The 26,368-nt window shown below is 41.3% G+C and carries 26 protein-coding genes; 6 read left to right on the forward strand and 20 right to left on the reverse strand.

Annotated features, from left to right (window positions below; translation table 11 throughout):
• Positions 1 to 7: 7 nt before the first annotated feature.
• From EV695_RS14700 to torT, 6 genes are all read right to left on the reverse strand, one after another.
• The gene (locus tag EV695_RS14700; protein WP_131906729.1) at positions 8 to 1,375 is read right to left on the reverse strand and encodes an acetyl-CoA carboxylase biotin carboxylase subunit; all 1,368 of its coding nucleotides are present in this window, start codon (positions 1,373 to 1,375) and stop codon (positions 8 to 10) included.
• Between the two features lie 13 nt (positions 1,376 to 1,388).
• On the reverse strand, positions 1,389 to 1,637 hold the full coding sequence (locus tag EV695_RS14705) for an acetyl-CoA carboxylase (protein ID WP_131906730.1): 249 nt from the start codon (positions 1,635 to 1,637) through the stop codon (positions 1,389 to 1,391).
• Positions 1,638 to 1,674: 37 nt separating this feature from the next.
• Positions 1,675 to 2,400, reverse strand: coding sequence for a 5-oxoprolinase subunit PxpA (gene pxpA / locus EV695_RS14710; protein WP_131906731.1), 726 nt, complete (start codon positions 2,398 to 2,400; stop codon positions 1,675 to 1,677).
• 27 nt (positions 2,401 to 2,427) lie between these two features.
• Positions 2,428 to 3,396 (reverse strand): ABC transporter permease, encoded by a 969-nt coding sequence (locus EV695_RS14715; protein WP_131907082.1) that lies wholly within the window; start codon positions 3,394 to 3,396, stop codon positions 2,428 to 2,430.
• A 79-nt stretch (positions 3,397 to 3,475) separates the two neighbouring features.
• Positions 3,476 to 5,017: a sugar ABC transporter ATP-binding protein gene (locus tag EV695_RS14720; protein ID WP_131906732.1), complete on the reverse strand. Its 1,542-nt coding sequence runs from the start codon at positions 5,015 to 5,017 to the stop codon at positions 3,476 to 3,478.
• Positions 5,018 to 5,045: 28 nt separating this feature from the next.
• Positions 5,046 to 6,134, reverse strand: a complete 1,089-nt coding sequence (torT, locus tag EV695_RS14725; protein WP_131906733.1) for a TMAO reductase system periplasmic protein TorT — start codon at positions 6,132 to 6,134, stop codon at positions 5,046 to 5,048.
• A gap of 230 nt (positions 6,135 to 6,364) precedes the next feature.
• On the opposite strand from torT, the gene EV695_RS14730 reads away from it, so the two are divergent.
• Positions 6,365 to 7,297 carry a LysR family transcriptional regulator gene (locus EV695_RS14730; RefSeq protein ID WP_131906734.1) on the forward strand — a complete coding sequence of 311 codons (933 nt, stop codon included), beginning with the start codon at positions 6,365 to 6,367 and terminating at the stop codon, positions 7,295 to 7,297.
• A gap of 23 nt (positions 7,298 to 7,320) precedes the next feature.
• On the opposite strand, the gene EV695_RS14735 is transcribed toward EV695_RS14730, so the two are convergent.
• A complete protein-coding gene (locus EV695_RS14735) occupies positions 7,321 to 8,871 on the reverse strand; it encodes a trimethylamine methyltransferase family protein (RefSeq protein ID WP_131906735.1) in 1,551 nt (516 codons plus the stop codon).
• Between the two features lie 229 nt (positions 8,872 to 9,100).
• On the opposite strand from EV695_RS14735, the gene EV695_RS14740 reads away from it, so the two are divergent.
• Positions 9,101 to 10,015: a DMT family transporter gene (locus EV695_RS14740; RefSeq protein ID WP_131906736.1), complete on the forward strand. Its 915-nt coding sequence runs from the start codon at positions 9,101 to 9,103 to the stop codon at positions 10,013 to 10,015.
• A 135-nt stretch (positions 10,016 to 10,150) separates the two neighbouring features.
• Here the strand turns inward: EV695_RS14740 and EV695_RS14745 are convergent, their stop codons facing one another.
• The gene (locus EV695_RS14745) at positions 10,151 to 10,666 is read right to left on the reverse strand and encodes a GNAT family N-acetyltransferase (RefSeq protein WP_131906737.1); all 516 of its coding nucleotides are present in this window, start codon (positions 10,664 to 10,666) and stop codon (positions 10,151 to 10,153) included.
• A 65-nt stretch (positions 10,667 to 10,731) separates the two neighbouring features.
• On the reverse strand, positions 10,732 to 11,079 hold the full coding sequence (locus tag EV695_RS14750; protein WP_131906738.1) for a GFA family protein: 348 nt from the start codon (positions 11,077 to 11,079) through the stop codon (positions 10,732 to 10,734).
• A gap of 368 nt (positions 11,080 to 11,447) precedes the next feature.
• Here EV695_RS14750 and EV695_RS14755 point away from each other — a divergent pair, with 368 nt between their 5' ends.
• Positions 11,448 to 12,389: an MOSC domain-containing protein gene (locus tag EV695_RS14755; RefSeq protein ID WP_243651650.1), complete on the forward strand. Its 942-nt coding sequence runs from the start codon at positions 11,448 to 11,450 to the stop codon at positions 12,387 to 12,389.
• Positions 12,390 to 12,556: 167 nt separating this feature from the next.
• Here EV695_RS14755 and EV695_RS14760 read toward each other — a convergent pair whose 3' ends face one another.
• Positions 12,557 to 13,201, reverse strand: a complete 645-nt coding sequence (locus tag EV695_RS14760; protein ID WP_131906740.1) for a glutathione S-transferase family protein — start codon at positions 13,199 to 13,201, stop codon at positions 12,557 to 12,559.
• Between the two features lie 111 nt (positions 13,202 to 13,312).
• Positions 13,313 to 13,648, reverse strand: coding sequence for a winged helix-turn-helix transcriptional regulator (locus EV695_RS14765; protein ID WP_131906741.1), 336 nt, complete (start codon positions 13,646 to 13,648; stop codon positions 13,313 to 13,315).
• 207 nt (positions 13,649 to 13,855) lie between these two features.
• Between EV695_RS14765 and EV695_RS14770 the strand changes: the two genes are divergently transcribed.
• Complete coding sequence (locus EV695_RS14770) at positions 13,856 to 14,623, forward strand: SDR family NAD(P)-dependent oxidoreductase (RefSeq protein WP_131906742.1); 768 nt, start codon at positions 13,856 to 13,858, stop codon at positions 14,621 to 14,623.
• 188 nt (positions 14,624 to 14,811) lie between these two features.
• On the opposite strand, the gene EV695_RS14775 is transcribed toward EV695_RS14770, so the two are convergent.
• The 3 genes from EV695_RS14775 to aptA form a co-directional block, all read right to left on the reverse strand.
• Positions 14,812 to 14,973 carry a DUF2986 domain-containing protein gene (locus EV695_RS14775; RefSeq protein ID WP_131906743.1) on the reverse strand — a complete coding sequence of 54 codons (162 nt, stop codon included), beginning with the start codon at positions 14,971 to 14,973 and terminating at the stop codon, positions 14,812 to 14,814.
• Positions 14,974 to 15,163: 190 nt separating this feature from the next.
• Positions 15,164 to 16,654: a CoA-acylating methylmalonate-semialdehyde dehydrogenase gene (locus EV695_RS14780; protein WP_131906744.1), complete on the reverse strand. Its 1,491-nt coding sequence runs from the start codon at positions 16,652 to 16,654 to the stop codon at positions 15,164 to 15,166.
• An 80-nt stretch (positions 16,655 to 16,734) separates the two neighbouring features.
• Positions 16,735 to 18,081, reverse strand: a complete 1,347-nt coding sequence (gene aptA, locus EV695_RS14785) for an omega-aminotransferase AptA (protein ID WP_131906745.1) — start codon at positions 18,079 to 18,081, stop codon at positions 16,735 to 16,737.
• Between the two features lie 174 nt (positions 18,082 to 18,255).
• Here aptA and EV695_RS14790 point away from each other — a divergent pair, with 174 nt between their 5' ends.
• Positions 18,256 to 19,188, forward strand: a complete 933-nt coding sequence (locus tag EV695_RS14790; RefSeq protein ID WP_131906746.1) for a LysR family transcriptional regulator — start codon at positions 18,256 to 18,258, stop codon at positions 19,186 to 19,188.
• A gap of 75 nt (positions 19,189 to 19,263) precedes the next feature.
• The gene (locus tag EV695_RS14795; protein ID WP_131906747.1) at positions 19,264 to 20,355 is read left to right on the forward strand and encodes an NADH:flavin oxidoreductase/NADH oxidase; all 1,092 of its coding nucleotides are present in this window, start codon (positions 19,264 to 19,266) and stop codon (positions 20,353 to 20,355) included.
• Positions 20,356 to 20,494: 139 nt separating this feature from the next.
• Here EV695_RS14795 and EV695_RS14800 read toward each other — a convergent pair whose 3' ends face one another.
• The 6 genes from EV695_RS14800 to EV695_RS20430 form a co-directional block, all read right to left on the reverse strand.
• Positions 20,495 to 21,499: a TAXI family TRAP transporter solute-binding subunit gene (locus EV695_RS14800; RefSeq protein WP_131906748.1), complete on the reverse strand. Its 1,005-nt coding sequence runs from the start codon at positions 21,497 to 21,499 to the stop codon at positions 20,495 to 20,497.
• A gap of 287 nt (positions 21,500 to 21,786) precedes the next feature.
• On the reverse strand, positions 21,787 to 22,470 hold the full coding sequence (locus EV695_RS14805; RefSeq protein ID WP_131906749.1) for an ABC transporter permease: 684 nt from the start codon (positions 22,468 to 22,470) through the stop codon (positions 21,787 to 21,789).
• Between the two features lies 1 nt (position 22,471).
• Positions 22,472 to 23,155, reverse strand: a complete 684-nt coding sequence (locus tag EV695_RS14810; protein ID WP_243651652.1) for an ABC transporter permease — start codon at positions 23,153 to 23,155, stop codon at positions 22,472 to 22,474.
• A gap of 70 nt (positions 23,156 to 23,225) precedes the next feature.
• Positions 23,226 to 23,996 (reverse strand): ABC transporter substrate-binding protein, encoded by a 771-nt coding sequence (locus EV695_RS14815; protein ID WP_131906750.1) that lies wholly within the window; start codon positions 23,994 to 23,996, stop codon positions 23,226 to 23,228.
• Between the two features lie 185 nt (positions 23,997 to 24,181).
• Complete coding sequence (locus EV695_RS14820) at positions 24,182 to 24,937, reverse strand: ABC transporter ATP-binding protein (protein WP_131906751.1); 756 nt, start codon at positions 24,935 to 24,937, stop codon at positions 24,182 to 24,184.
• 240 nt (positions 24,938 to 25,177) lie between these two features.
• Positions 25,178 to 26,350: a sterol desaturase family protein gene (locus tag EV695_RS20430; protein WP_131906752.1), complete on the reverse strand. Its 1,173-nt coding sequence runs from the start codon at positions 26,348 to 26,350 to the stop codon at positions 25,178 to 25,180.
• Positions 26,351 to 26,368: the final 18 nt, after the last annotated feature.

Below are 26,368 nucleotides of genomic sequence, written 5' to 3' on the forward strand. Positions count from 1 at the left end.
CCTTAAATTAGCGACTCAAATTACTACTATTTGTTTCTAACCAAGATTCAAGCCATTTTGTATCGTAATCACCTGATATTACTGATGGGTCTTTAGCTAACGCTTGAAAGAGAGGTTTAGTAGTTTTGACCCCTTCAATTTCAAGTTCTGATAACGCCCTTTCTAATCTTTTGATTGCACTAAGCCTATCTTCATCGTGAACAATCAATTTACCGAGTAGAGAGTCGTAATATGGAGAAATTTTATAATTTGCAAACAAATGGGTATCCATTCGCACACCGGGACCACCAGGAAAATGAACTTTACTTACAACACCAGGATTAGGTAAGAAATTATTAGAAGCATCTTCTGCATTTAAACGGACTTCGATAGCATGGCCTTTAATTTTAATTTCATCTTGCTTAAATCTAAGTTTTTCACCATTTGCAACACGAATCATTTCTCTCAATAAATCTACGCCCGTTATCATTTCTGTCACAGGGTGTTCTACTTGTATACGTGTGTTCATTTCTATGAAAAAGAAATCTTCTGAAGTCTCATCGTATAAAAACTCAACGGTACCAGCACCTTTGTAATTTACTGACTTGGCTAAAGAAACTGCAGATTCACAGAGTTTATTTCTAACACTCTCGGTTAATAAAAATGCCGGAGCCTCTTCCCAAACTTTTTGCCTTCTTCTTTGAAGAGAACACTCTCTTTCAAAGAAATGCACTACATCAGTACCATCACCTAACAACTGAACCTCAACATGACGACCAGTCTCTATATATTTTTCAATATATAGCCCTCCATTTCCAAAAGCCGCTTTAGCCTCAGTACTGGCTTCAGCGATAGCACGTTCAAGTTCTTCTATATTTTCTACAATTCGAATTCCTCTTCCGCCACCACCTGCTGTAGCTTTAACCATTAAAGGAAATCCATATTGATCGGCTACATCTTTTGCTTCAGCAAAGTCACTTAATAAACCTTTACTTCCAGGAACAGTAGGAACACCTGCTTTATCCGCTGCATAACGTGCTGAAATTTTATCTCCCATCTGACGTATAGTCTCTCCAGAAGGGCCGACAAAGATCATCCCTGCGTTAGTAACTGCCTCAGCAAATTCAGCATTCTCTGAGAAAAACCCATAACCCGGATGAACAGCATCAGCATCTACTTCTTTTGCTGCCTGAAGTATTACTTCCATATTTAAATAAGACTTACTTGCCGAAGCTGGACCAATATTTACAGTCTCGTCAGCAATTTTTACAGCCAGAGAATCTTCATCAGCATCGCTGTATACCTGAACAGTCTTTATTCCAAGCTCTTGTGCTGCTCTACAAATACGTACAGCAATTTCGCCTCTATTTGCAATTAACAGTTTATTTATACTCATGACAAATTTCCTATTACTCTGATATTTCTATTTCTAGTAAAACTTGCCCTGGAGAAACTTCATCTTCATTTTCAACGAGGTAACCTTTAAATGTTCCTGATGTGTCAGATACAATTGTGTGAAAAGATTTCATCACTTCAACCAAACACAGCGAATCGCCTTCTGAAACAACATCACCTACTTGTTTATATACCGGTTCATCTGGGCTGGGCTGTGTATAAAATATTCCTGGTACTGGAGACATAAATTCTTTAATAGCCATGACATAATCCTCTTATAAATATTACAAATAATTCAACTTACATTTGTTTCAAAGCAGTGGATAAACTTTCAGCAATTTCAACAGCATTTGGTGTATCTGAATGAACACAAATGGTTTCAGCTTTAACCGCTAACTCTTTCCCATTGACACTTAAAATTGTGCCGTTCTTTATTGCACTTAAACATTTCTCAACAACTTTTTCTGGGTCCACTGCCTCATGCACTCTGCTGATAATTAACCCACCATTATCGTCATAATCGAGATCAGCAAAAAACTCAGATTTAAATTCAACCCCCTTTGCTTTACATTGCTCTTCTTGTTTTGTTCCTGTAATCCCTAAAACAGGGACTTTAAATAAATCTCCGACATCAGCAATGATTTCAGCAACATGCTCTTGTCTTGATGCCATTCCATATAAAGCTCCATGAGCTTTTAAATGGCTTAGTGGAACATCTAGCTTTTTTAAAAACCCCATTAGTGCGCCAACCTGATAAACCACAATATTGTAAAGTTCGGTTTTATTTACTTTCATTTCTCTTCGACCAAATCCAACTAGATCTGGAAGTGAAAAATGTGCCCCAACTCTGACATTGTGCTTTTTTGCTAGTACTGCTGTATTCATCATGTGATTTGGATCCGATGCATGAAACCCACAAGCAATATTTGCTTCAGTAATAAAAGGCATAATTGCTTCATCATTTCCTAATTGATAAATTCCAAAGCTTTCTCCCATATCACAGTTAATATTTACATCTATATTCATAACTCCCTCCTATGTACTTTTTATAATTTAATTATAAAGACTCTTCATGACTCGAATTCGCAACTGATCCGCAATAACTGCCAAAATTAAAAGCAATCCTATAACGACCGTCTGCAAGTATGATTCAACCCGCGCTAAATTCATGCCATTCTGCACAAGGCCTATAAACAAAGCACCTAATACGACATTTTCTAGACGACCATGCCCACCACGTAAACTGACACCTGCAATGACACATGCAGCAATCGACTCCAAAGGCATAGCTGAACCAATATTGGCTTCACCAGTATCCAATCGAGCAGTTAACAGTAGACCAGCAATTGCAGTAGTTGCGGCACAAATCAAATAAGCTAAAAATTTCACAAGTCCTGTATTTATTCCAGATAAGCTCGCAGCCTTGGTATTCCCACCAACTGCGTAGAAATATCTACCCAAACGAGTCCAATTTAGAAGGAAATACAGCATGCAAATTAGTACCCCGCCAATGAAAACCGGAGCAGGTATTCCTAAAAATTTGCCATAACCGAATATATTTCCGAACTCAGGAGGCATTCCATATACTGGTGTGCCACCCGTCATGTATAAGGCAACTCCAAATCCAACAGATGAAATCCCTAACGTCATCATGAAAGGAGAAACATTTAATAAGGAAACACCAAGTCCGTTTATTACTCCGACAAAACTACCCGCTAAAATTCCTGCAAAACAGCCGAGTGTTATAACCAACCAAACTGAATCTGGCATAATCGTATGTAAAATAGCCATTGCTGTTGCACTTACAACGGAAGTTAGAGCAACAATAGTTCCTACCGAAAGATCAAAGCCACCGGTTAACAGTACGAACATTTGCCCCACTGAAACTAAAATTAGAAAGGATGATTGTCGAACGACACTTGATAAATTTCGGCTGGTTAAAAAATTATCTGAAGTTACTGCAAATACAATAATTGCAATAATCAAAAGAAAGGGCAAAACGCCAATTTTCACAAACACCATTTTGAAAAAATTTAAAGCTCCTTTCTTTTCAGAATCTGTATTCGCTGTTTCAAGCTGTAATTCTATTTCTGCTGACACCTTAAGCTACCTCTTTATCAAAAAAGTTCATTAGTACGTTTTCTTGTGTGATTTCATCACCACGAAGCTCTGTTTGTAACTTACCGCGATGCATTACATATAAACGATGACTCATATTTATAACCTCAGGTAGGTCTGAAGAAATGATAATTACAGCTGCACCCTCTTCACATAATTTCGCAATGAATTTATATATTTCTACCCTTGTACCTACATCAACACCAACCGTTGGCTCATCAAAAACAAATAACTTAACATCTCTAGTTAAACATTTAGCCAATAGGACCTTTTGCTGGTTTCCTCCAGAAAAATGCTCTACCTCTCGATTAATTTTTAAAGGATGCAATTGCAGCTTTGTCGCTAAACTTAGGGTCTCCTTTAATTCATGAGATCTCCTGAGAAGATTCCATTTATTAAATTTTGGTAAATGCAAGGAAGGTAAAGAGATATTTTCCTGACAACTTCTAATCATCACTAACCCTTCCCCTTTCCTATCGGGCGGACTATAGAAAAACCCTTTATCTAGCATTTGCCTGGTTGTCATATTGGTAACATCTTCACCATCAAATATGACTTTCCCAGAAGAAACGCTTTGTATTCCAAAACATGCTCTGATTAAAGCTGACTTCCCTGCACCAACAAGACCTGCTAACCCAACAATTTCGCCAGGAGACACATGAACTGACACATCTTTGATTCTGTGGTTTTTGGTACTTAAGTTTTCTATGGAGAGAATCTTATCTTTGGGCTTAAAGTCTATTTTTGGAAAAATTTCACCAACAACTCGCCCCGTCATCAGGTTAATTAAATTTGATTCAGTGGTAGATTTAGCGTCAACCGTATCAACATATTTACCGTCCCTCAGCACAGTTATCCTATCTGCTATTCGACGGATTTCTGCCATACGATGCGTTATATAAATAACACCAACGCCTTGAGCTTTTAGCATTTCAACCAATCTAAATAATTGATCAGTTTCACGTTCGGTTAAAGAAGCCGTCGGCTCATCCAGAATTAAGACTGAAACCTCCGATCTAAATGCCTTCGCAATTTCTACCATCTGTTGCTCAGCCCTAGATAAATAAGACACGATCTGAGAAGGTTTCAGATCAAAGCCTAAGTCTTTCAATATCTTCTCAGCTTCAATGTGCAATTCCTTTTTTCTAAGAATCTTATTCTTAACTCGCTCATCACCTAAAAATAAGTTTTGCTCAACATTTAGTTGCCCCACAAGAGAAAACTCTTGGAAAACAGCGCTGATACCTAGAGATCTAGCATAACGAACTGACTTCAAATCCACGGGTTCCCCCCTAAAGCGAATTTCTCCGCTTGTAGGGGTGTGAACACCAGCAATCATTGAAATCATTGTGGATTTACCTGCACCATTTTCACCAAACAGTACATGCACCTCTCCAGCTTTTAGATTAAATGAAACATTGTCGAGGGCTAACACCCCAGGAAAACGTTTACTAACCCCTTCAACTCTTAATAATGTTTCGCCTTCTTTAACAGAGTCAGATAAAAGTTGAGACTTACTATTCATAAAAATAACCAAGTTCCAAAATGAAGAATTATTTAACTGAAAATGTAGGTTTGAAACCGTCTGCAGCTAAAGCTGAATTACGATCGAACGTTTCGATATTCAGCTTATCAATCACATAAAGCTTAGGACCGACATGCTTCTTATATGGTTTCTTCTCTAATATACGAACCGCTTGATCTATTGCTATTCGTCCCTGAATTACTGTTGAATCTGTTGGAGCGGCAAGAATTTGCCCTCTTTTGATACCCTGATACACCCCTGGAGTAAAGTAGTATGAAACTATTTTGATTTTATCCAGTAAGCCTCTTGATCTCAGTAAACCCACGGCTGCTTCTGCTGTTACAGCAGTACCTACGATGTAATCAATATCTGGATGAGCTTCCAAAGTATCTTCGACTAATTTTAACTGCACCTCTTTACCGGTATCGCCATACTTAGTCTCAACAACTTCTATAGCACTGCCTTTAATCCCTTTCTGAAAACCACTGTTACCAGCCTCTACCCAAGCTGCTCCAGGAGGACCTGGAAACCATGCTACTTTGGCAGGCTTGCCACCCGCAGGATGTAATTTAGAAATATATTCACCTGTCTGGGCTCCCATTTCGCCGAACGAAACTAATGATTTTGCAGACAAATCTGGAGAAGACATACCATTAATAATATCGATAACGGGAACACCTTTGCCGCGAACTTCTTTAACAAGATTATTTAAACCCTCATTAGAAATTGCACCAATAACAACCGCGTCAGCACCACCGGCAACACAATCTTCAATTTGTGAGATTTGTTTACTTAAATTTGTATAGCCCCCAGCTTCTACAAGTTGCATCTTCACCCCGAGTCTTTTTGACTCGTCAACTACGCCATAGTTAACCGCTGACCAATATGCATCTTTCATGTGAGGAAAAGAGACACAGATATCCCACTTCTTTTCAGCTTTTTCTAAAGGTTTATATTCAATAGAAGTTCTTGGGCTTGTCATGTCAAACGCTGGGGTCCACTCTTCTACAGGAAATGGATACCATACTTCCGCTGCAAAATTCATTCCGGTAGTCGCTAAAACTAACGCTGCCGTGCTTACTATTTTCGTAGCTTGTAAAGTAATGTTTTTTTTCATGATAAATACCTTTATGTGATTTAAGGAACTAAAAAAGACTCTAAATAATCTGTATCAAATAATGATGACTTACTTAAAGAACTGATTCTTGAGTCCATAATTCTATAAAATCGATTTTAAGTAAATTATGAAAATTACAAATGTAAATTCTGTTTTTCCGAATTTACATGCCTTTCGAGTTACTGCTATAGTTGCTCGCTACCTAGAAATTTCACCCTTGAGAACAACAAATGTCCTTCACTTTAAAGCAAGTTAGATATTTTATGGCTGTAGCAGAACTTGGCTCGGTATCATCTGCTGCTATAGAAGTTTGTATTTCAGCATCGTCCGTGACAGCGGCCATACAAGATTTGGAAAAGGAATTAGGGGTTTCTCTATTTTCAAGACATCGCAAAGGATTAAAGTTGACGTACGATGGACATCGTTTCGTACAACACAGCCAGAATATTCTAGATGCCGTATCTAATGCTAAATATGCTCTTGATAGTCAACAAGAGACCGCACAAGGAAAACTATCGATTGGGGTGACTTACACTATAGCCTCATACTTTCTCGCGCCTTTGCTTGCACGATTTAAAAAATCATTCCCAAATCTTGATATAACAATAAGTGAACATAAACGATCAATAGTTGAGAAAAAGCTGATTAATGGAAGTTTAGATATAGCTTTGGTAATTACGTCAAACCTAATAAACAATTCAGACATAACCAGCGAAACCCTCATTGAGTCTTCAAGACAATTATGGGTTCCACCTAATCATCCATTTATTGAATTAGACTCAGTTAGTTTAGAAGATGTCTCTCATGAGCCTTATATACAATTAACAATAGACGAAGCCAGAGTCACTCACCCAAGATTTTGGGGAAAGTTAGATTTAAAACCCAATATTACATTTAAGACGAATTCAATCGAAGCTATGAGAAGTTTAGTTGCGACAGGAGCTGGAATAACAATTCTTTCTGACGTGGTTTATCGCCCATGGTCACTTGAGGGAGATCGTATAATTACAATCCCACTATCAGACCCCATCCCCACTATGGATATCGGACTGGCTTGGAAAACATCAAACAATGAAGCTAATGTAAAAGCATTTATAAACTATTGCCGTATGGCATATACCTCAGGTAGAAACAATTACAGAGGTGATATTTTAAGCTTATAAACAGCGTTCAATGAAACACCTATCTAGGCAATATTCGAATCAGGAAAAGAGGCTTTTCTCTTTTCCATGAATTCAATCAGTGCTTCATCCACAGCAGGATCCATAGCTGGCAATTCGTACTCGTTTAATTGCTTTTTGTAATAGGCATTCGCGCGTTGTGCGAGATCGAGTTCGCCGTCTTCTTTCCACTGTTCAAAACTATTATTGTCATTGATGGGTGAATGATAAAACGCTTCGCGGAAGTTTGCCTGAGTATGCGCGCAACCAAGGAAATGCTGGCCTGGACCAACCTCTTCGATGGCATCCATCGCTTGTCCATTTTCACTCAGGTCTACACCTTTAGCGTATGTCGCTAGCATGCCTGCCTGATCACAATCCATAATGAATTTTTCGTAGCCCATTACCAGACCACCTTCCATCCAGCCCGCGGTGTGTAATACGAAGTTAACACCCGCATTGATAGCTGGCCAGAGTGAGTTTGATGATTCATAACCTGCCTGAGCATCTGCAACTTTAGCACCACAGAAACCACCACCAGAACGGAACGGAACGCCTAATCGACGAGCCAGCGAAGCCATCACATTTAATACCAATGCAGGCTCTGGCGTACCGAATGTAGGCGCACCTGATGCCATCGACATGGAACTGGCGAAGGTACCAAAAATAACGGGGACTCCCGGGTTTACTAACTGCGCAAACGCCATCCCTGCGAGTGCTTCTGCCAATGCTTGAGCAGAAGTTCCTGCAACGGTAACAGGTGACATCGCGCCCGCGAGAATAAACGGTGAAACGATACACGCCTGATTATTCTTCGCATAAACCTTAAGCGCACCTAACATGGTGTCATCGAATGACATCGGCGAGTTGGCGTTGATTAAACTCGTCGTAATTGTTTTTGGCCTGCCCGTTGCTTCATCGATATAATTATCGCCAAATAGAATTTCGCACATATCGACCGTATCTTGCGCACGCTCGCCTGCCGTTACTGAGCCCATGAAGGGTTTATCCGAATACTTCATGTGCGCATAATTCATATCAAAATGGCGCTTGTTGACAGGTAAATCTACCGGCTCACAAACCGTTCCACCTGAGTGATGCAGATGCGGCGTCATGTATGCCAACTTCACGAAATTACGGAAATCCTCGATAGTGGCATAGCGTCGTCCTTCATCCAGATTACGAATAAACGGACTGCCGTAGGCTGGCACAAGCACCGTATGCTTGCCACCTATTTCGACACTTTTGGCTGGGTTTCGCGCATGCTGCGTATATTGATTAGGGGCATTGTCCTGAATAATTTTACGACACATACCTTTGGGAAAACGTACGCGTTGTCCATCAACCGAAGCGCCCGCTTCTTTCCACATTTCCAACGCTTCCGGATCATCTTTAAAATCGATGCCGGTTTCTTCCAGAATCGTATCGGCATTCGCCTCGATAATCGCCAAACCCTCTTCGCCGAGTATTTCGTATTCGGGAATCTTGCGAGTGATGTAAGCAGGTGCAGCGACTGGGGCTGCTTTTTCGCCACCTTTGGAACGACGATTACGACGACCGCGACTTGGACTAGGCATAGTGATACGCTCTTTAGTTGTTATTTATACATTTAACATTATCTTACGTGCTTGTAGAGACGAAAAGTATCTGCGCGACATAAGGATACATTCTCGCGCCATTGTTCTCACGGTAGAACAAGACTTTGTTTATACTTAGGTTCCTATCAAACACTAGCAATTACATACAACCCACTTAAACAAAAAGCCCCCCCCCTACTTTCAGGGCTTTTTTTAGAAGAAGATTCCCATGAGATTTCTACCCGTTTCCATGCAAAAATATCTGCCCTATCTAACCTTCCTATTATTGGCGCTGGCGTGGGGCTGTACTTTTGTCTTTATTAAAATCGCTAACGAATTTATCAGTGCCGAACAGATTGCCTTTTATCGCGTATTTTTAGGATTTTTACTCGTAGCGGTTTACGGAATCATCAGCAAATCATTCGATCGTGAACACCTAAAACACTGGAAACATTTAATAGCGATTGCAGTGTTGGCTTCCCTGATGCATTTCCTGTTTTTTGCCAAAGGAACGGTATTATTAAATTCAGGCATAGCCGGCGCCTTAAGTGGTTCGATACCGCTTTTTGCGTTTGTATTATCGATCGCTTTCATCAAAGAAGAACACGCCACCTGGGTAAAACTTGGCGGGATTCTATTAGGGTTTTTTGGGGTCGTATTAATTGCCAACCCGTTTAATGCTGGAGCAGGAAGTGCAAACCTCTATGGCGTGATGTATTTACTCTTAGGCTCAGCCGCGGTAGGCGCATCATTTGTTTATGCCAAAAAATATATCGCCCCACTCGGAATCTCAGTCATCGCCTTAACCGCCTATCAACTCGGTCTGGGCTTATTGATGATGATTCCGTTTATCGATTTTACAGGTATCTTAAACGTTTGGAGCACGCCTAAAGCCATCGCCAGCACTATCATCGGTTTGGGATTAATCAATACCGCCATCGCTTCTATTGCCTACTATTACGTCGTCGATAAACTCGGTGCGGTAAGAGCATCATCAGTAACCTATCTACCGCCTGTGATCGCCATGATTATTGCGGTATTTTTACTGGGAGAAGAAATTCAAACACTGGACTATATCGCGCTAGCGTTGATATTTGCCGGGATGTTGTTATTGCGAGAAAAGACAGCGTCTGAACCGTTGTAGTTCGCCACTTTATTATTAGAATAAGGATCAAAGTCACCCCCCTACTTTGGGGGAGTTTTTTAATATTCATTTAAGGGAGTGAAAGGTAGAGTAGATAGTTTGCTAAAGCCCAATATGAAACGTTCGGTATTCTTGTTAGTTGTTTTTTACCCGGTATTCATAGACATTATTCTCAGAGCCATATAACTCCATTTTACCTATAGGATTAAACCCCGCTTTTCTTAACAAAGCGTTAGAGCTTATGTTATCTGGCAGTGTTACCGCTAAAATCGTCTGCAAAGCATGCGTTGAAAACCCATCATTTAGTATTGATAAAGTCGCCTCATAGGCAAAGCCTTTACCAAAGAACTCAGGTAAAAAAGCAAAACCAATGTCAGGATGATCAAGCTCTGTTCTTTTCAACAAACCACACATGCCTACTGGAGTTCTCGAGCTTTTTAATTCAACCAGATTAAGACCAAAGCCAAAAGTTTTATAACTATTTAAAGGGCCATTCAATAGATAGTTTTCAGCATCAGCATTCGTGCGGACTTTTTTATCAGCAATATGACGAATAAAAGACTCTTCATTTAATAATCGAACAATGAACTCAGCATCTGAAAGCTGAAAGTGTCTAATAATCAATCTGTCTGTTTCACAAACCACTGTCATTGATATAACCTGATCTAGAAAGATTGCTCTGCTACTTGAATATGACGCCTTATTTTAACGACTAATTACGCCATACCCTTTCCATCTGTAGCCCTAACAGGAATACCAGTAGGGTCGAAACCTTCAAGGCAATATACATTAACACCATAGTGATCAGGCGTAACACGTTTTCGATGAAATGGATAAATGCCACAGATACTACAAAAATAATGCTTAGCTGTATGCGTATGAAATGTGTACGTTGTTAGCGATTCCTCACCACTTAATATTTTCAGTTTGCTCTCATGTACTTTCACCATCAATGCGTTTTTGCGAAGGCAAATTGAACAGTCGCAAGTAGTAAGTTCAGGAAAGTCAGTTTGAATCTCGAACTGAACTGTTTGACAGTGACATGAGCCTTTATATGTTTTCATTTATAACCTTCGTTTAATAAAAGCACACCCCCGTACTTTTAGGCACTTTTTCTATTCAGCGTCGCAGACATATAACGCTCAGTACAACGGCAATTTTTACGTAGTGTTTTTACAATAAAATGGCGGAGCTATTGTAAAAAAATCGAAATGAGAAATATCCACTGGCACATATTGTTATACATTTATTGCCATAATCGAATAGTGTACCTTAAATACAAGCTAGATTTGTCCAACAATACTGGCACTTCGATACTGTCAGATTACGTATTTTTCAACAAAACTAAAAGTCCTAGCATTATTGGCATATATTTTGCTCCTCTAGGCATAACTTAACCGGAATAAACATTCATCCTGATTTTGCACCAAAAATGTCCATATTTCATAAATTCAGGTTCAATAACAGAGCATTATTCAAACCAAAAATAAGTATCGAGCAACCCATGATTAAAATCGGAACAATAAAAGAGATATGGCGCTACCCCGTAAAAGGCATGGCTGGTGAAAGTATTGAGAGTTGTCATATCGATCAGCATGGTTTAGAAGGTGACCGACAATTTGCCGTTCGTGACGTAAAAAGAAATGAAATCCAAAGCTGTAAATTCAGGCCCAATTTACTCAGCTGTATCGCAACCTATAATACTGACAATGCAGCAAATATTGACCAAGCGCCTGTTTCACTAAACTTCCCCGACGGACAAATATTCAACTCGGGCGTGACCGCTGAAATTAATCAAAAAATCTCAGAGCTGCTAGGCCACGAATCCATACTCGAAACACTTCAGCCTGATAGCGATAATGATTTGTACAAGCGCTTTAAAGCTAAAAATCACAATTGGCTCCAGGAACTGAAAGACACATTTACGCGCGAACCGGGCGAGAGTCTGCCAGACTTTAGCGACCTACCTCAGGACTTTATTGATTATGTGACGCTACCCGGAACATTCTTTCTCGTATCGCCCTGTCACATCATTACTACTGCCACCATGGACCACTTCAAGAAGAATCACCCTGATTCAGATTGGGACATACGACGTTTCCGCCCTAATATTTTGATCGAGACCACTGAAGGAATCTCAGGTTTAGTCGAACAAGAATGGCTTGGTAAAACCTTACATATCGACAATACAAGTATTAAGTGTATGAGTGCGGCTCCGCGCTGTGGTGCCGTAACGAGAAAACAACAAACTTTTGGCTTTGACAAATCGATGCTGCGCACAATTGTAAACGAAGCAGATCAAAATCTAGGTATTTACGGAGACATAAGCACACAAGCGCTAATAAATGTGGGAACTGACGTATATCTTTCTTAATGGAAATAGGATATCTACTTGCACGGACAACGAGGTTATAACGCCTTACTCACTTGAAAAAATCGATTTAGCACAATTTGCTGTCCCCTGATCACTAAAAGCCACCCCCCACCTTTGGGGCACTTTTTTATAAATTGAAAATATTGTTAAGTCCTTAATCTATCTCATCATGTTTCAAAAACGAGCTGGATACTTGGTCGTTGCGCCACTGAATTGGCTATGCGTTTGACGCTGGGGAATTCGTCGATGGCTGGATGACCCAGGGCAGGGTTTAGCCAGGTGCTAAGCATATATAGGTAAATGTCAGCAGCACTGAAGCGATCGCCTAGCATCCATTGCTTGCCCCCTATTTGATCATCAATCACTTTCCATGTTTCTTTGAGGCGTCGGTTACCGCGTCGTTGCGCACTGGGTTCGTCCGCTGGGGAGTCTACAAATCGATCTGGATAATAGCTGAGCTGAAATGCGTTCTGTATGGAATTGGAGAAATAGACCAGCGTCTGTAAATAAAGCGCTCGAGAAGGATCATCGATGGCGGGAGCTAGATTTGCTTGCGGATGACGATCGCATAAGAACATGGTTATAGCGGCGTATTCGTACATCGCGCCTGTCGTATCTGTCGTATCTGTCGTACTTTCGTCCCAGGAGAGAACTGGCACCCAGCCATTGGGATTAATCGCCAGTTGTTCTGGTGGGCAAGGTTTGTTCCTGTCGGTGGTCGTGGGGATCAGTTCGTATGGAACACCAATTTCTTCCAGAATGACCTGAATACCCATTGATGCACTTCTGGGGGCATAGAATAGCTTATACATCTTGTTATTCTCCTAACGGTAAAGTGCCAGATTTTTATAGGCATTGCAGTATTTGCTTATTTTTATAACTCAACATTGAATAACTAACTGTTGTTACGTTTCTGGTGTTAGTTAAGCGCTCATTTCGTTTTGTAATTCTTTTAATTCATCAAGAATACGAATGAATTTTTTGCCGAAAGGTGTCACGACGTATTCAACTTTTGGTGGAACTTCGTTGTATTCGATGCGTTTGATGATGCCGTATTCCATGTTTTTGCGCAGGCATTCATTCAGTACTTTTGTGGTTAGGCCTTCGACACTTCGTACCATTTCTCCCGGGCGATTAATGCCTTCGGACAGAAGTTGATAGACCGTCAGAGACCATTTACAGCGAAACACATTTTCTACCATACGCGCACTGCGTTCCGGAGCGGAGTTTCTCAAAAATATTTTTCTGTTACTTATCATAAAGATATACCTAACTGTACCTACCTTACTGAATTGTACCTACTGTTTAGGAACAACCTTTACTTGTAATCTTTCATTTCACTTTGCACTGATTTGTTTACACAGATTTGTTTACACAGATTTGTTTACACAGATTGTGTTCAAATAATTCAGTTTACACAACTAGTTTACAAAACATAGTTAACACAATACAAAGAGGATTATGAGATGGAAAATACAAGCCAACCTACCGCACTTATTATTGGTGGATCAAGTGGAATGGGTTTAGAGAGCGCGAAATTATTGTTGAAACGTAATATAAAAACAATCATTGTCGGCAGAAACCCGGAAAAATTAAATCAGGCAAGTCAGGAGCTTTCTGCATTTGGTGAGGTTGAAACCCTGCAGGCAGATTTATACAAGGCTGAAGATTTACAGAGTATTGTTGAATTTGCGAACAGCGGTAATCAACACATTAAATATTTACTGAATTCTGCGGGTTATTTTAAACCAACGCCATTTGTTGATCACAGCAATGACGACTATGACATCTATCAGGAATTAAACCGAGCCATCTTTTTTATCTCTCAAGCTGTGGCTAAAAACATGATTGCTAACGGTGGTGGTTCTATTGTTAATATTGGTTCGATGTGGGCGAAACAAGCGATTAAGGCAACCCCTTCTTCTGCATACTCAATGGCTAAGGCAGGCTTGCACGCACTGACACAACACATGGCTATGGAGTTAGCAGATCATAATATTCGTGTGAATGCGGTATCTCCAGCCTTGGTAAAATCAACGATTTTTGAATCATTCATCGACCCAAGTGCCATGGATGAAACACTAGCTACTTTCAACGGTTTTCACCCAATCGGCAGAATTGGCCAACCAGAAGATATCGCTAAAACCGTTAGCTTTTTATTGAGTGATGACTCGAGTTGGGTCACAGGAGCAATATGGGATGTGGATGGTGGTGTAATCGCAGGCCGAAACTAGGTTCTTGAAAGAAGGATTCCGAAGCCTTTTTACGTAGTTAGAATTATCAGGTAATCAATGATTTCATTGTTTACCTGTTTTTATATGAAGGACAAAAATCTTTGTTGTGCTGTGCTCATATAACCATTGAGAAGCGCGTATTTTTCTAATGATGGTGACATCATTTTTATCTGACTCACAGCCTAATATTAGCTCTCTGTGTCTGTGCTAGTTTCTTGATCTGCCGCTTCTGCTAATTTAGCGCGCTCAGCTTTGCTAATGTATTTAGGTTTGCTATTTGTCGCTAATTTGGCTTTGGCCTTTTTGATACGAGACTTTACGATCTGAATGCTTTTCTTACGACGGTTCATGCTTCCTACTCAATGTGTAATTATCGATATAGTATCAGTTTCTCAGATAATTCCGATCCATTCTTTCTTGCGATACGCATTGCTTTTAAAGGGGCCTAAGCCACCCCCCTACTTTGGGGCACTTTTTTAAAACAAAAAAAAGGCTATCAAAAATGATAGCCTAACCACTAAGTCTTATACCGAAAGCGTTTTAGCTCGGGAATGAGAAACTAACGCCTTCTTTAACGCCGGTTGATGGCCAACGTTGTGTAATCGTTTTACGACGTGTGTAGAATCTTACTGAATCTGGGCCGTATGCGTATAAATCACCGAATAATGAACGCTTCCAACCACCAAAGCTGTGATAAGAAACTGGCACTGGTAACGGTACGTTGATACCAACCATTCCCACCTGGATATTATCTGAGAAGTAACGGGCTGCCGCACCATCACGAGTAAAGATACAAGTACCGTTGCCGTATTCGTGATCGTTGATTAGCTGCATTGCTTCTTCCATAGTTTCAGCACGAATCACTTGTAGAACTGGACCGAAGATTTCATTTTTGTAGCTATCCATTTCTGGCGTTACATTATCAATCAGTGTTGCACCAACGAAGAATCCGTTTTCGAAACCATCAACTGTTGGTTTACGACCATCAACGACAACCGTTGCGCCGTCTTTTTCTGCGCTATCGATATAGCCAACCACTCTTTCCTGACTTTCACGAGTAATCAACGGACCGAAGTCATTTTCTTTGACTTTTGCTTCACCGACTTTTAGCGGCGCCATGCCAACTTTCATCTTTTCGATCAATGCGTCTGCTGCGTTATCACCCACTGCAACCGCAACTGATAGCGCCATACAACGCTCACCTGATGAACCAAACGCCGCACCCAATAGTTGGTTAACTGCGTTATCCATGTCTGCATCTGGCATTACGATTGCGTGGTTTTTAGCGCCACCAAGTGCCTGACAACGCTTGCCGTTAGCAGTCGCTGTGGTGTAGATGTATTCTGCGATATCGGTTGAACCAACAAAGCTAACTGCTTGAACACGCTTATCATGCAATAAGGTATCAACTGCTTCTTTGTCACCGTTAACAACATTCATTACGCCATCAGGAAGCCCTGCTTCTTTGAATAGTTGAGCAATGAATAAAGTCGATGATGGATCTCTTTCTGAAGGCTTAAGTACAAATGTATTACCGCAAGCAATCGCCATTGGGTACATCCATAAAGGTACCATTGCAGGGAAGTTGAATGGTGTAATACCAGCAACAACGCCTAATGGCTGAAATTCACTCCACGAATCGATATTTGGACCAACGTTTTTACTGTGCTCGCCTTTTAGAAATTCACCCGCGCCACATGCGTATTCGATTACTTCGATTCCGCGCTGTAATTCACCCGCTGCATCGTGACAAATTTTACCGTGCTCATCACCGATCAATTCACAAATCTTATCTGCATTTGCTTCTAGCAATGCTTTGAACTTGAACATAATCGCAGAACGTTTTCCGACGGGCATGTTTCTCCACGCGGGGAAAGCAGCCTGTGCAGCAGCAATTGCTTCTTCAACTGTCTCTTTTGATGCCAGTGCAACTTGTTTGCTTACTTCACCTGTTGCTGGGTTAAATACATCTTGAGTACGGCCATTATCCGTATATGTCTCGCCGTTAATTAAGTGTCCAATCGTTGTCATTTTTTCCGTCCTATATCGTTATGTTTTTGTTCTTTAATTCATGGGTTAAAAAGATCGCTTAAGTCTCTAATTGCTCTCTTTTAATCCAGTTCTCTAATTGACTCGCCCAGCGCATTGATCAGGCTGTCGATCTCTTCTTTTTCTACCGTAAAAGGTAGGCCTAGCTGGATCATATCGCCACCATATCTGACATAAAATCCTTTCTCCCAGCATTTCATCGCGATCTGATAAGGGCGCAACATTGGTTCTCCCGGTGCTGCCTCTATTGTGAGACCTGCCGCTAAACCGTAGTTACGAATATCGTTAATATACTGCGTACCTTTGAGACTGTGTACACTTTCTTCAAAATAGGGTGCCATCGATTTCACGCGTGAAACCAATTGATCATTTTCTAACACATCTAACGCTGCCAAGCCTGCTGCACATGCCACAGGATGACCCGAATAAGTATAGCCATGAGGAATCTCTAGCGCGTATTCCGGACCACCATTTTCCATAAACGTTTCATACACGTCTTTTCTGGTAATCATCGCACCCATTGGCACTGTGCCATTGGTAACCTGTTTAGCGATGGTCATTAAATCTGGCGTTACGCCAAATTCTTCCGCACCCGTGTTTGATCCCATTCGACCAAAACCTGTGATAACCTCATCAAAAATAAGCAAAATATTGTGTTTGGTACACACTTCACGCAGGCGTTTTAAATAACCCACTGGCGGTGGAATAACGCCTGCCGAACCAGCCATTGGCTCTACGATAACGGCAGCGATATTCGACGCATCGTACAGTGCGATCATTTCTTCTAGCTCAGTGATTAAATGCGCACCCGTTTCTGGCATACCCTTGCAGAACAGATTTTCAGGTAACATGGTGTGCTGAATATGACTGGTTTCTAACGCCGGACCAAACATAGCTTTGTTCGGACCTATTCCGCCGACACTGATTCCACCCCAGTTCACACCGTGATAGCCTTTCACTCGGCCAATAAATCGATTCTTAGTTCCATGACCTTTTTTACGCCAATAGGCACGAGCTACTTTTAACGCAGTTTCTACAGATTCTGATCCTGAGTTTGTGAAAAACACACGATCCATCCCATCAGGCATAAAATCAGTGATGCGATGTGCTAATTCAAACGCTTTTGGATGACCAAATTGAAACGCGGGTGAATAATCCAGTTGTGCGATTTGCTTACTCACCGCTTCGGTGATTTCAGGACGACTATGCCCTGCTCCACACGTCCATAATCCTGATAGTCCATCAAATACCTGACGTCCTTCTGCATCGGTATAATATTTACCTTCGGCAGAAACAATCATACGAGGATTTTTCTTAAATTCTCTGTTCGCCGTATAAGGCATCCAATAGCTGTCTAGTTGCTCTTGTGAAAGATTACAACTGGCTAGTACTTCACTCTTACTTTGCATATCTACCTCGTATTGCTGTATGGCTTTGCATACCCAGCAATTGTCCCTATCAAATGTGAGTACGCTATTATGGACTTATTATTAGGTTATTAAATCAAAACATATTAAACTTAGTTTAAGCTTTTACTTAACTAACAGAATTTTCTTAAAACCTTTCTATCCCACTCCCATCAGATGACAAGCCAAAACGCTAAAAAAACGTTACTCCCCCACAAGATTGGCGACACCCATATTCGCTTGTTACGGATTTATAAAACCGTTATCGAATCCGGCGGCTTTGCTTCTGCAGAAATTGAATTGAATATCAGTCGACCTGCAATCAGTCTGGCTATATCTGAATTAGAATCATTACTCGATATGCGACTCTGTCACCGTGGTCGCGCTGGCTTTTCGGTGACCAATGAAGGCGAAACAGTGTATCAAGCGGCGTTGCAATTATTGGGTAGTCTTGAGACGTTCAAATCGCAAGTGAATGCCATCAACAGAGAATTAAAAGGCGAGTTCAATATCGGCATTACGGATAATTTAGCGACGATCCCGCAAATGTACATCAGTCGGGCATTGACCAAGTTAAAAAATCGTGGACCTGAAATCATCGTCAATATCCGCATGATTCCGCCAAAAGATATTGAAACGGCGGTCATTGATGGACAACTTCACATCGGTGTTGTGCCAGATTTGCGCGCGCTTTCGGGGTTGAATTACATACCGCTTTATAAAGAAAAATCATTACTCTATTGCAGCAAGGAACACCCCCTATTTTCAAAAGATAATACCAAGTTGAGTTCGGAGCAACTCGCTGAATTTGATGCTGTGTTACCCGCCTACCCACAAGCCGCAGAAATCAAACAACAACAGAAAAAACTCAGAGCAACGGCGACATCGACAGATCGCGAAGGTATCGCTTTCTTAATACTAACAGGACATTACATCGGTTTCTTGCCGACTCACTTTGCCGAACGCTGGGTTAAGGATGATTTGATGGTAGCGATTCAGCCCGAACAAAATAACTTCATCACTCACTATTCCGCGATTGTTCGCAAAGGTGCAAGAACCAATCTGATTTTAGAAAGCTATCTGGAAGAATTAAATAGCACCTTGAAATAAAAAACTCATGTAAGTGGGGGGGTGTCTTTTGTACTATCCTTACTTCTTGTTAATTGCATTTTAAGGATCAATCCGATGTCAGCGCTTTTTTCTGAACTCAAAATCAAAGATATTACTTTTCGTAACCGCATTGGTGTTTCACCCATGTGTCAATATTCGTCGAATCATGGCATGGCTAATGATTGGCACTTGGTGCAACTCGGTTCTCGTGCTGTCGGTGGCGCAGGTTTCATCATGTCAGAAGCGACAGCAGTAACACCGGATGGACGAATCACACCTAAATGTGCGGGTTTGTGGAGCGATGAGCAAATAGAACCGCTAACGCGCATCAATAGCTTTGTGAAAGATCATGGCGCTGTGATTGGCGTTCAGATTGGTCATTCTGGCCGTAAAGGCTCTGCAGCTGTTCCGTGGGATGGTGGTGCGCATTTAAGCGTTGATGAAGGTGGCTGGGAGATGATCGCACCCACAGATCAGGCATTCGATCAGGATGGCACGCGTTTGATGAGAGCACCGCATCAAATGAGTCTGGATGAAATCAAACATATCCAGAACGCTTTCGCAGAATCCGCCAAACGCGCATTAACCGCCGGATATCAGTTACTGGAAATTCACGGCGCACATGGCTATCTATTGCACAGTTTTTTCACACCGTTAGTAAATACGCGTGATGATGCCTACGGCGGAGATATCAAAGGTCGTGCAAAAATGATGCTGGAAACCGTCGATGCTGTACGAGCTGTATGGCCAGAAAATCTACCCCTGGCTGTTCGCTTATCTGCAGCTGACTGGATCGAAGGCGGGCTAACCGTTGAAGATAATATTCAAATGGCTAAATGGCTGAAAGACCGTGGTGTCGATATTGTCGATTGTTCAGGTGGTGGTGCAACCCCGGAAGCCAGAGCGTCGATGGGTGAACGTACGGCTAACCAACCAGCTTTGGCTGGAAAAATTCGTGAACAGGCAAACATCATGACGATGGCAGTGGGTGCAATTACAGACGCGAAACAGGCAGAAGCGTTAATTGCCAGCGGTCAGGCAGATATCGCGCTAATGGCTCGTCAAAGCCTGTTAGATCCTTACTGGCCAATACATGCTGCGACTGAGTTAGGCGTATCGAATAAAGTATTGATGCCTGTGCAGAATGGTTTCTTTGTTGGTAAGTAATTAGGTTGGTAAGTAATTAGGTAGGCATCTAGCTAATCAAGATAAAAATAAAACGCTATCACTAAACATAAAAAAGGCGGTCGTTATTACTAACGACCGCCTTTTTTATTTAACTAGTTTAACTAATCGAACTAAGAAATTACTTAGCGATTAAACGATCTGGAACTGTCAAACCGATTTCTTTGTAGTACTTAACTGCACCCGGGTGAAGTGGTACAGGTAGACCAGCCATTGCCGCATCTTTATTCATCGCTTTAGTCGCTTTATGAATCGCTTGCAAGAATGGTAGGTTTTCATACAGCGCTTTAGTTAATAGGTAAACGTGATTCTCATCAACGCTTGCATTAACTGCCAGGAAGTTAGGCTGTGCGATCGTTGTTACATCCTTATCTTGTCCTGGGTAAGTACCTGCTTTGATTGTGAACGGAGTCCATAATTCACGTCCGCCATCCATCTTTTTCATTTCTTCAGGGGTTGTATTTAGCAGGGTGAATTTACCTGTGTTTGCAGCCATCAACTTAGTGATTGCACCCGTTGGCGTTCCTGAAGGGATACCAACACCAGATACTTGACCATTCGCTAATGCATCTGCTGTCGGGCCGTAACCTGAGTAAACCAGCGTGTAGTCTTTCTCGATATCAACACCAAGACCCTGCATCAATACTTTATTAGAACCTAGCGTTCCTGAGTTTTGCTTACCAAAGCCCATCGACTTGCCTTTTAATGCAACCATATCAGCCATAGTGCCGGTTTTTGCATCATCTTTACTTACGATGAACTGCTCAACATTTTGCCAAAGCATGGTAACCGAACGCATATTGGTTTGTTTTGCCGTTACCGGACCTGTACCCGTTGCCGCGTAAGAACCGTAAAGCCCCTGAAGGATGGCGAAATCTGCAGTGCCAGCACCTAATGCCTGAACGTTAGCGCCAGAACCTGCCGAGTTAACTGCTGTAAGGCTGAAACCTTCTTTAGGTAATAATTTAACTTTAGATAACGTAGAAATAGCCGTTCCAACCGGGTGGTATGTTCCACCTGTTGACGCTGTATTCAATACATAGTCTTTTGTATCTGCCGCATTTACGCCAGCGACAGCTAGAGTTAGTGCACTTACTGAAAGTAGTTTAATCAGTGTTTTTTTCATTATTATTTCTCCTATTAGATAATAATTTTAACTTTGAAATTTTTATGTATGTAACGACTAAAAACAAAATTAGGTCTGGCTAAAAATTGTAAATGGATTATACAAAAATTAACAAAACCTATAAAAATCTCTAAATAATTTTCGTCGGTACTAGTATAGGATATTAAAAACGTTCTACACGTAAATGTACGAAAATAATGAGGTTTTTATAATTTTTCTACCGTATAAAAAGGCGTTGTCTTCATCCCGGGAAGTTTGCAGTAGCGGCTAATGTAATATCTAAACGATTAACGTTTCAAGTGCTTAAGGAAGTGCCCTTCTATAAGCTTGAAGATAAACACGATGGTGAATGTAATCACCAGATAGAAAAGACCTGCACTTATGAAAGATTCAAACGGCGCATAGTATCGCGAGTTCAGTATTTTCGCCGCGCCGAACAAATCCACCAGTGTAATCACACCAGCAAGTACCGTCGCGTGCAACATAAAGATCACTTCATTGCCGTACATGGGAATAGAACGCCTTAACGCACTCGGCAGAATAACATGGCGATATTGGTCCCATCGGGACATACCGTAAGCCACTGCTGCTTCTATTTCACCTTTAGGTGTTTGTACAATCGCGCCACGGAAAATTTCTGCCGTGTAAGCAGCAGTATTCAGTGCAAATGCGAGAATCGCACACCAATAAGCTTCTTTGAAGAAGCCCCACAATAGACTCTCGCGTAACCATTCAAATTGCGATAAACCATAATAGATAATAAATATCTGTATAAGTAGGGGGGTGCCTCTGAATACATAGATAAAGCTTTTAGCCGGTATTCTTGCCCACTTCGTTTTTGAGGCAGCCATAATCGACAAGGGTATGGAAATAACAAACCCGGCGATTAAAGATATAATGAGTAATTGTAAAGTAAGACCTAAGCCTTTAAATAAGAGCGGTAGGTTGTCGAAGATAATCGAAAAATCCATTTCAATGACCTCCTATTTTGTAGCGGCGTTCTAACCATTTCATGGCGAGATCACTGATCGCTGTAATCAGCAGGAATAGAACACCCACTAATACGTAAAACGTAAATGGCTGGCGTAATGTATCGCCTGCAACTTTCGCGTTGAAGACCATGTCTTCGAGGCCAATAACAGACACTAGCGCCGTTGTTTTGACCAATACCAGCCAGTTATTGAAAAACCCTGGAATCGCATGACGAATCATTCCCGGGAAAGTAATGTGGGTAAATACCTGAAAACTTGTCATACCGTATGCATGACCTGCTTCAATTTCACCTTTGGAAACCGCCATAATCGCACCACGGAAGGTTTCGCCCATATAGGCACCAAAAATAAAACCAATGGTAAGAATGCCGGCGATAAATGGGTCGATATCTATATAACCCCAGCCGAATTTATCACCCACTTTATTTACCAGAACCTGACCACCGAAGAAAATCAGCATCATTAAAACAAGGTCTGGAATACCACGGATGACAGTGGTGTAGGTGCCGGCAATAGCTTTCGCGATAGGACCACCATAGAGTCTGGCGGATGCGGCAAGAATGCCTAAAGCAAGTGAGAGAATTAATGACAGCAGGGCTACTTCGACTGTTACAACCATGCCCTTTAGGATCATGGGAAGGTAGCCACCAAATATTTCTGTCATAGGATAAATCTGTTAGGAAGGTTAACTAAAAAACCTCTCCTCGATTTACGAGGAGAGGCTGGTAGAGATCTTATTCGCCAAACACGTCGAAATCGAAGTATTTTTCACGAACTTTATCGTAAGGAGACTTACGTAAGTTTTCTAATGCTGTATTGAATTTATTCGCTAGCTCTGTATCACCTTTGCGTATTGCAATACCGATACCTTCACCGAAGTATTTCGGATCTGTGTAGCTATCACCGATAAACTCATAGTCTTTTCCGTTATCAGAGTTGATGAACTCAAGCAGTACGAATGCATCAGCGAATACAAAGTCTAAACGACCTGCATTTAAGTCTAGGTACGCTTCTTCCTGTGTGCCGTAACGTTTGATATCAACGCCTTCGCCAAATGTACCAGTGATAAACTTGTCAGAAACAGTACCGCGTTGAACACCTACGCTCTTGCCTTTTAGGCCTTCAGCAGAGATCACATGGTCAGCACCTTTTTTGTGGATGAAACGCGCAGGTGATTTGTAGTAATGATTAGTGAAATCAACTTTCTCTTTACGCTCTTCTGTAATAGACATAGAAGCCACGATCGCATCGTACTTTTTAGCGATAAGTGCTGGGATAATGCCATCCCAATCTTGTTTGATTAGCTTACACTCAACACCCATTTCTTTACAAAGTGCGTTAGCCATATCGATATCAAAACCGCTAAGCTTTCCATCTTTATCTACTTTACTAAATGGAGGATAAGCGCCTTCAACACCGATGCGTAGCGTTTCTGAGAATGCCGATGCAGTAAAAAGCAAAGAAACACTCAATAACAATGAGCTAATAGTTAAACGTTTTTTCATAAGGTAAATCCTTTTCTATTGGTTTAATTGATGTATTTAATCAATACACTCGTCTATCTTAGACAAAAAACGAGCGTTTGTTTTGAGGAATCTCAGATTTTGCTTAATAAAAACTCTATAAGTATCAAATTCCTGTGTAACGCTTTATATAACAGGCTGTTAAAAATCGTTATATTGAGTAATACCTAATACTCCTTTGAAATAAACTGCGTAAATTGGGGTGATTTAGGATTGGTAAATACTTCTTGTGGGGGACCGTCTTCGACAATAACGCCATCATCGAAGAAAATAACGCGGTTAGACACATCTCTGGCAAATGCCATCTCATGCGTAACCACCAGCATCGTTAGCCCTTGTTCGGCTAATTTCTTGATGACATTCAGCACTTCTTCAACCAGCTCGGGATCGAGTGCAGATGTTGGTTCATCAAATAATAAAATATCCGGTTCCATCGCTAACGCTCTGGCAATCGCCACACGCTGCATTTGACCACCAGATAACTGGCCTGGGTAATAATCCAGTCGATCCATCATATCGACTTGTGCGAGGTATTTTTCGGCGCGTTGTTTGGCTTCTTTTTTAGGAAGTTTTAGGGCCGTTTTTAATGCAATCGTGACATTGTCTAGAACAGTCATGTGAGACCAGAGATTAAACTGCTGGAACACCATCGGCATTTTTGTGCGCAAACGACGAATTTGTGCTTTGTCGCTCGCGACCGAGTCACCCTTTTTATTCGGGCTAACCGTAATAGCTTCACCGTTGAGACTGATTGTCCCTTCTGTGGGGGTTTCTAAAAAGTTGATGCAGCGTAGAAAGGTACTTTTACCTGAACCACTGCGACCTAGAACGGATATTACGTCCCCTTTGGCAGCATCGATTGAAACACCCTTGATAACTTCCAGGGACCCGAAACTTTTATGCAGATTATCTATTTGTAACACGTATAATTTTTTTCTTAGATCAGTTGGTTTGATTGTAGCCTATGTGAATGATTTGTTTTGAAAATAATCATCATAGTTAAGGGTAATGTTGGAAAAACATACATAGGTCAAAGTCACCCCCCTACTTTGGGGGGCTTTTTTATGTTTGGGTTTGGGTTTGGGTTTGGCTTTATGTTTGAGGTTTTATTGTATGACTTTTTTAGAACATGACCTTCAGAGCATGTTCTATGGAAGTATGTTTTAAGACTTGTCTTTCATTTGTTTCACGGACGTATTCTTATTCGGAAAGAAAGGATGCAATACCTGTCCCATCACCGTTCTGGGTATGCGTTTAGTGGTGCCGTATTCCGCCGGCCAATGTTCTCCGGGCAAGTGATAGGTGCCAAATAATCGATCATAAAGAACGGTATGCGCTGAGTAGTTCGTATCAATCGCGGGCTTTTCCGAACTATGATGCCAATGATGAAATTGTGGCGTCACGAACACGTATTTCAATGGCCCAAACGGTATCGATAAATTCGTGTGAATCAGGATGGCTTGCAAGGCGGCAAATACCACATAAGCATTTAACGCCGTTTCATCGGCACCTAATAAATACAATGGAATCATCACCATGGCGCGTTCGGAAAATACTTGAATGAAATGACCGCGTGACCCTGCCAGCCAATCGATGTTTTCAATCGAATGATGCACCGCATGTACTGGCCACAGCAGCTTAATTTCGTGATACGCCCGATGCTCCCAATACAAGACAAAATCAGCACTCAAGACAATTAAAATCACTTGCAGCGTAATCGGCATGGATTGAATAGATTCTTGTAACGATGGGCTTAATGCCCAATCAAAATGACTGGCGTGGTAGTTGCCAAAAATCAGGATTGCGGAGATAGCCAAATGATTAAAGCAAAAATAAAACAGATCAACATCCCATTCGGGACGCATGATGATCTGATCACGGTATTTAGGGAACAGTTTTTCCAGCACCATAAAAATGATAGTTGACCCTAAAAATGCGAGTATTAACCAATCGACACCTAACGATAACTCTTTAGGCTCAACCGCCCCGACAGGTATTTTGTACCCGCCTAAAGCAAAGCCTATCAAGGTCAGTGTAATGCCAGCCAGACCAAAATATTTATAGCGGGCTTTATTCAATATCAGCGTCAACGCACCAAACAATAATGAAAAATACATCCCGTATTTGAGCACTATTTGTAATTGCCCCGCATCATAGGTTTTACGCAAATCGGTTGTGGTGAGATATGAAGGGTATAAATACGCAAATACCGCCAATAAACTTAAAACACCTAAAACCAGAGATAAAACCCCGCTGATTTTGCCTTCGCCAAAACGAAATTCTTTGGATGAATCTTTTTCTATTTGCCTTTCTTTGTATTGGTATTCTTCGTTCATTGTTAGCGAGTCCTATGC

Source organism: Cocleimonas flava, assembly GCF_004339015.1.
Taxonomy (GTDB): Bacteria; Pseudomonadota; Gammaproteobacteria; order Thiotrichales; family Thiotrichaceae; genus Cocleimonas; species Cocleimonas flava.

Bases quoted from the DNA above. Each gene is read 5' to 3' on its own strand.
- EV695_RS14700 (WP_131906729.1), bottom strand. From the start codon at position 1,375: ATGAGTATAAATAAACTGTTAATTGCAAATAGAGGCGAAATTGCTGTA.
- EV695_RS14705 (WP_131906730.1), bottom strand. From the start codon at position 1,637: ATGGCTATTAAAGAATTTATGTCTCCAGTACCAGGAATATTTTATACA.
- pxpA (WP_131906731.1), bottom strand. From the start codon at position 2,400: ATGAATATAGATGTAAATATTAACTGTGATATGGGAGAAAGCTTTGGA.
- EV695_RS14715 (WP_131907082.1), bottom strand. From the start codon at position 3,396: ATGGTGTTTGTGAAAATTGGCGTTTTGCCCTTTCTTTTGATTATTGCA.
- EV695_RS14720 (WP_131906732.1), bottom strand. From the start codon at position 5,017: ATGAATAGTAAGTCTCAACTTTTATCTGACTCTGTTAAAGAAGGCGAA.
- torT (WP_131906733.1), bottom strand. From the start codon at position 6,134: ATGAAAAAAAACATTACTTTACAAGCTACGAAAATAGTAAGCACGGCA.
- EV695_RS14730 (WP_131906734.1), top strand. From the start codon at position 6,365: ATGTCCTTCACTTTAAAGCAAGTTAGATATTTTATGGCTGTAGCAGAA.
- EV695_RS14735 (WP_131906735.1), bottom strand. From the start codon at position 8,871: ATGCCTAGTCCAAGTCGCGGTCGTCGTAATCGTCGTTCCAAAGGTGGC.
- EV695_RS14740 (WP_131906736.1), top strand. From the start codon at position 9,101: ATGAGATTTCTACCCGTTTCCATGCAAAAATATCTGCCCTATCTAACC.
- EV695_RS14745 (WP_131906737.1), bottom strand. From the start codon at position 10,666: ATGACAGTGGTTTGTGAAACAGACAGATTGATTATTAGACACTTTCAG.
- EV695_RS14750 (WP_131906738.1), bottom strand. From the start codon at position 11,079: ATGAAAACATATAAAGGCTCATGTCACTGTCAAACAGTTCAGTTCGAG.
- EV695_RS14755 (WP_243651650.1), top strand. From the start codon at position 11,448: ATGTCCATATTTCATAAATTCAGGTTCAATAACAGAGCATTATTCAAA.
- EV695_RS14760 (WP_131906740.1), bottom strand. From the start codon at position 13,201: ATGTATAAGCTATTCTATGCCCCCAGAAGTGCATCAATGGGTATTCAG.
- EV695_RS14765 (WP_131906741.1), bottom strand. From the start codon at position 13,648: ATGATAAGTAACAGAAAAATATTTTTGAGAAACTCCGCTCCGGAACGC.
- EV695_RS14770 (WP_131906742.1), top strand. From the start codon at position 13,856: ATGGAAAATACAAGCCAACCTACCGCACTTATTATTGGTGGATCAAGT.
- EV695_RS14775 (WP_131906743.1), bottom strand. From the start codon at position 14,973: ATGAACCGTCGTAAGAAAAGCATTCAGATCGTAAAGTCTCGTATCAAA.
- EV695_RS14780 (WP_131906744.1), bottom strand. From the start codon at position 16,654: ATGACAACGATTGGACACTTAATTAACGGCGAGACATATACGGATAAT.
- aptA (WP_131906745.1), bottom strand. From the start codon at position 18,081: ATGCAAAGTAAGAGTGAAGTACTAGCCAGTTGTAATCTTTCACAAGAG.
- EV695_RS14790 (WP_131906746.1), top strand. From the start codon at position 18,256: ATGACAAGCCAAAACGCTAAAAAAACGTTACTCCCCCACAAGATTGGC.
- EV695_RS14795 (WP_131906747.1), top strand. From the start codon at position 19,264: ATGTCAGCGCTTTTTTCTGAACTCAAAATCAAAGATATTACTTTTCGT.
- EV695_RS14800 (WP_131906748.1), bottom strand. From the start codon at position 21,499: ATGAAAAAAACACTGATTAAACTACTTTCAGTAAGTGCACTAACTCTA.
- EV695_RS14805 (WP_131906749.1), bottom strand. From the start codon at position 22,470: ATGGATTTTTCGATTATCTTCGACAACCTACCGCTCTTATTTAAAGGC.
- EV695_RS14810 (WP_243651652.1), bottom strand. From the start codon at position 23,155: ATGACAGAAATATTTGGTGGCTACCTTCCCATGATCCTAAAGGGCATG.
- EV695_RS14815 (WP_131906750.1), bottom strand. From the start codon at position 23,996: ATGAAAAAACGTTTAACTATTAGCTCATTGTTATTGAGTGTTTCTTTG.
- EV695_RS20430 (WP_131906752.1), bottom strand. From the start codon at position 26,350: ATGAACGAAGAATACCAATACAAAGAAAGGCAAATAGAAAAAGATTCA.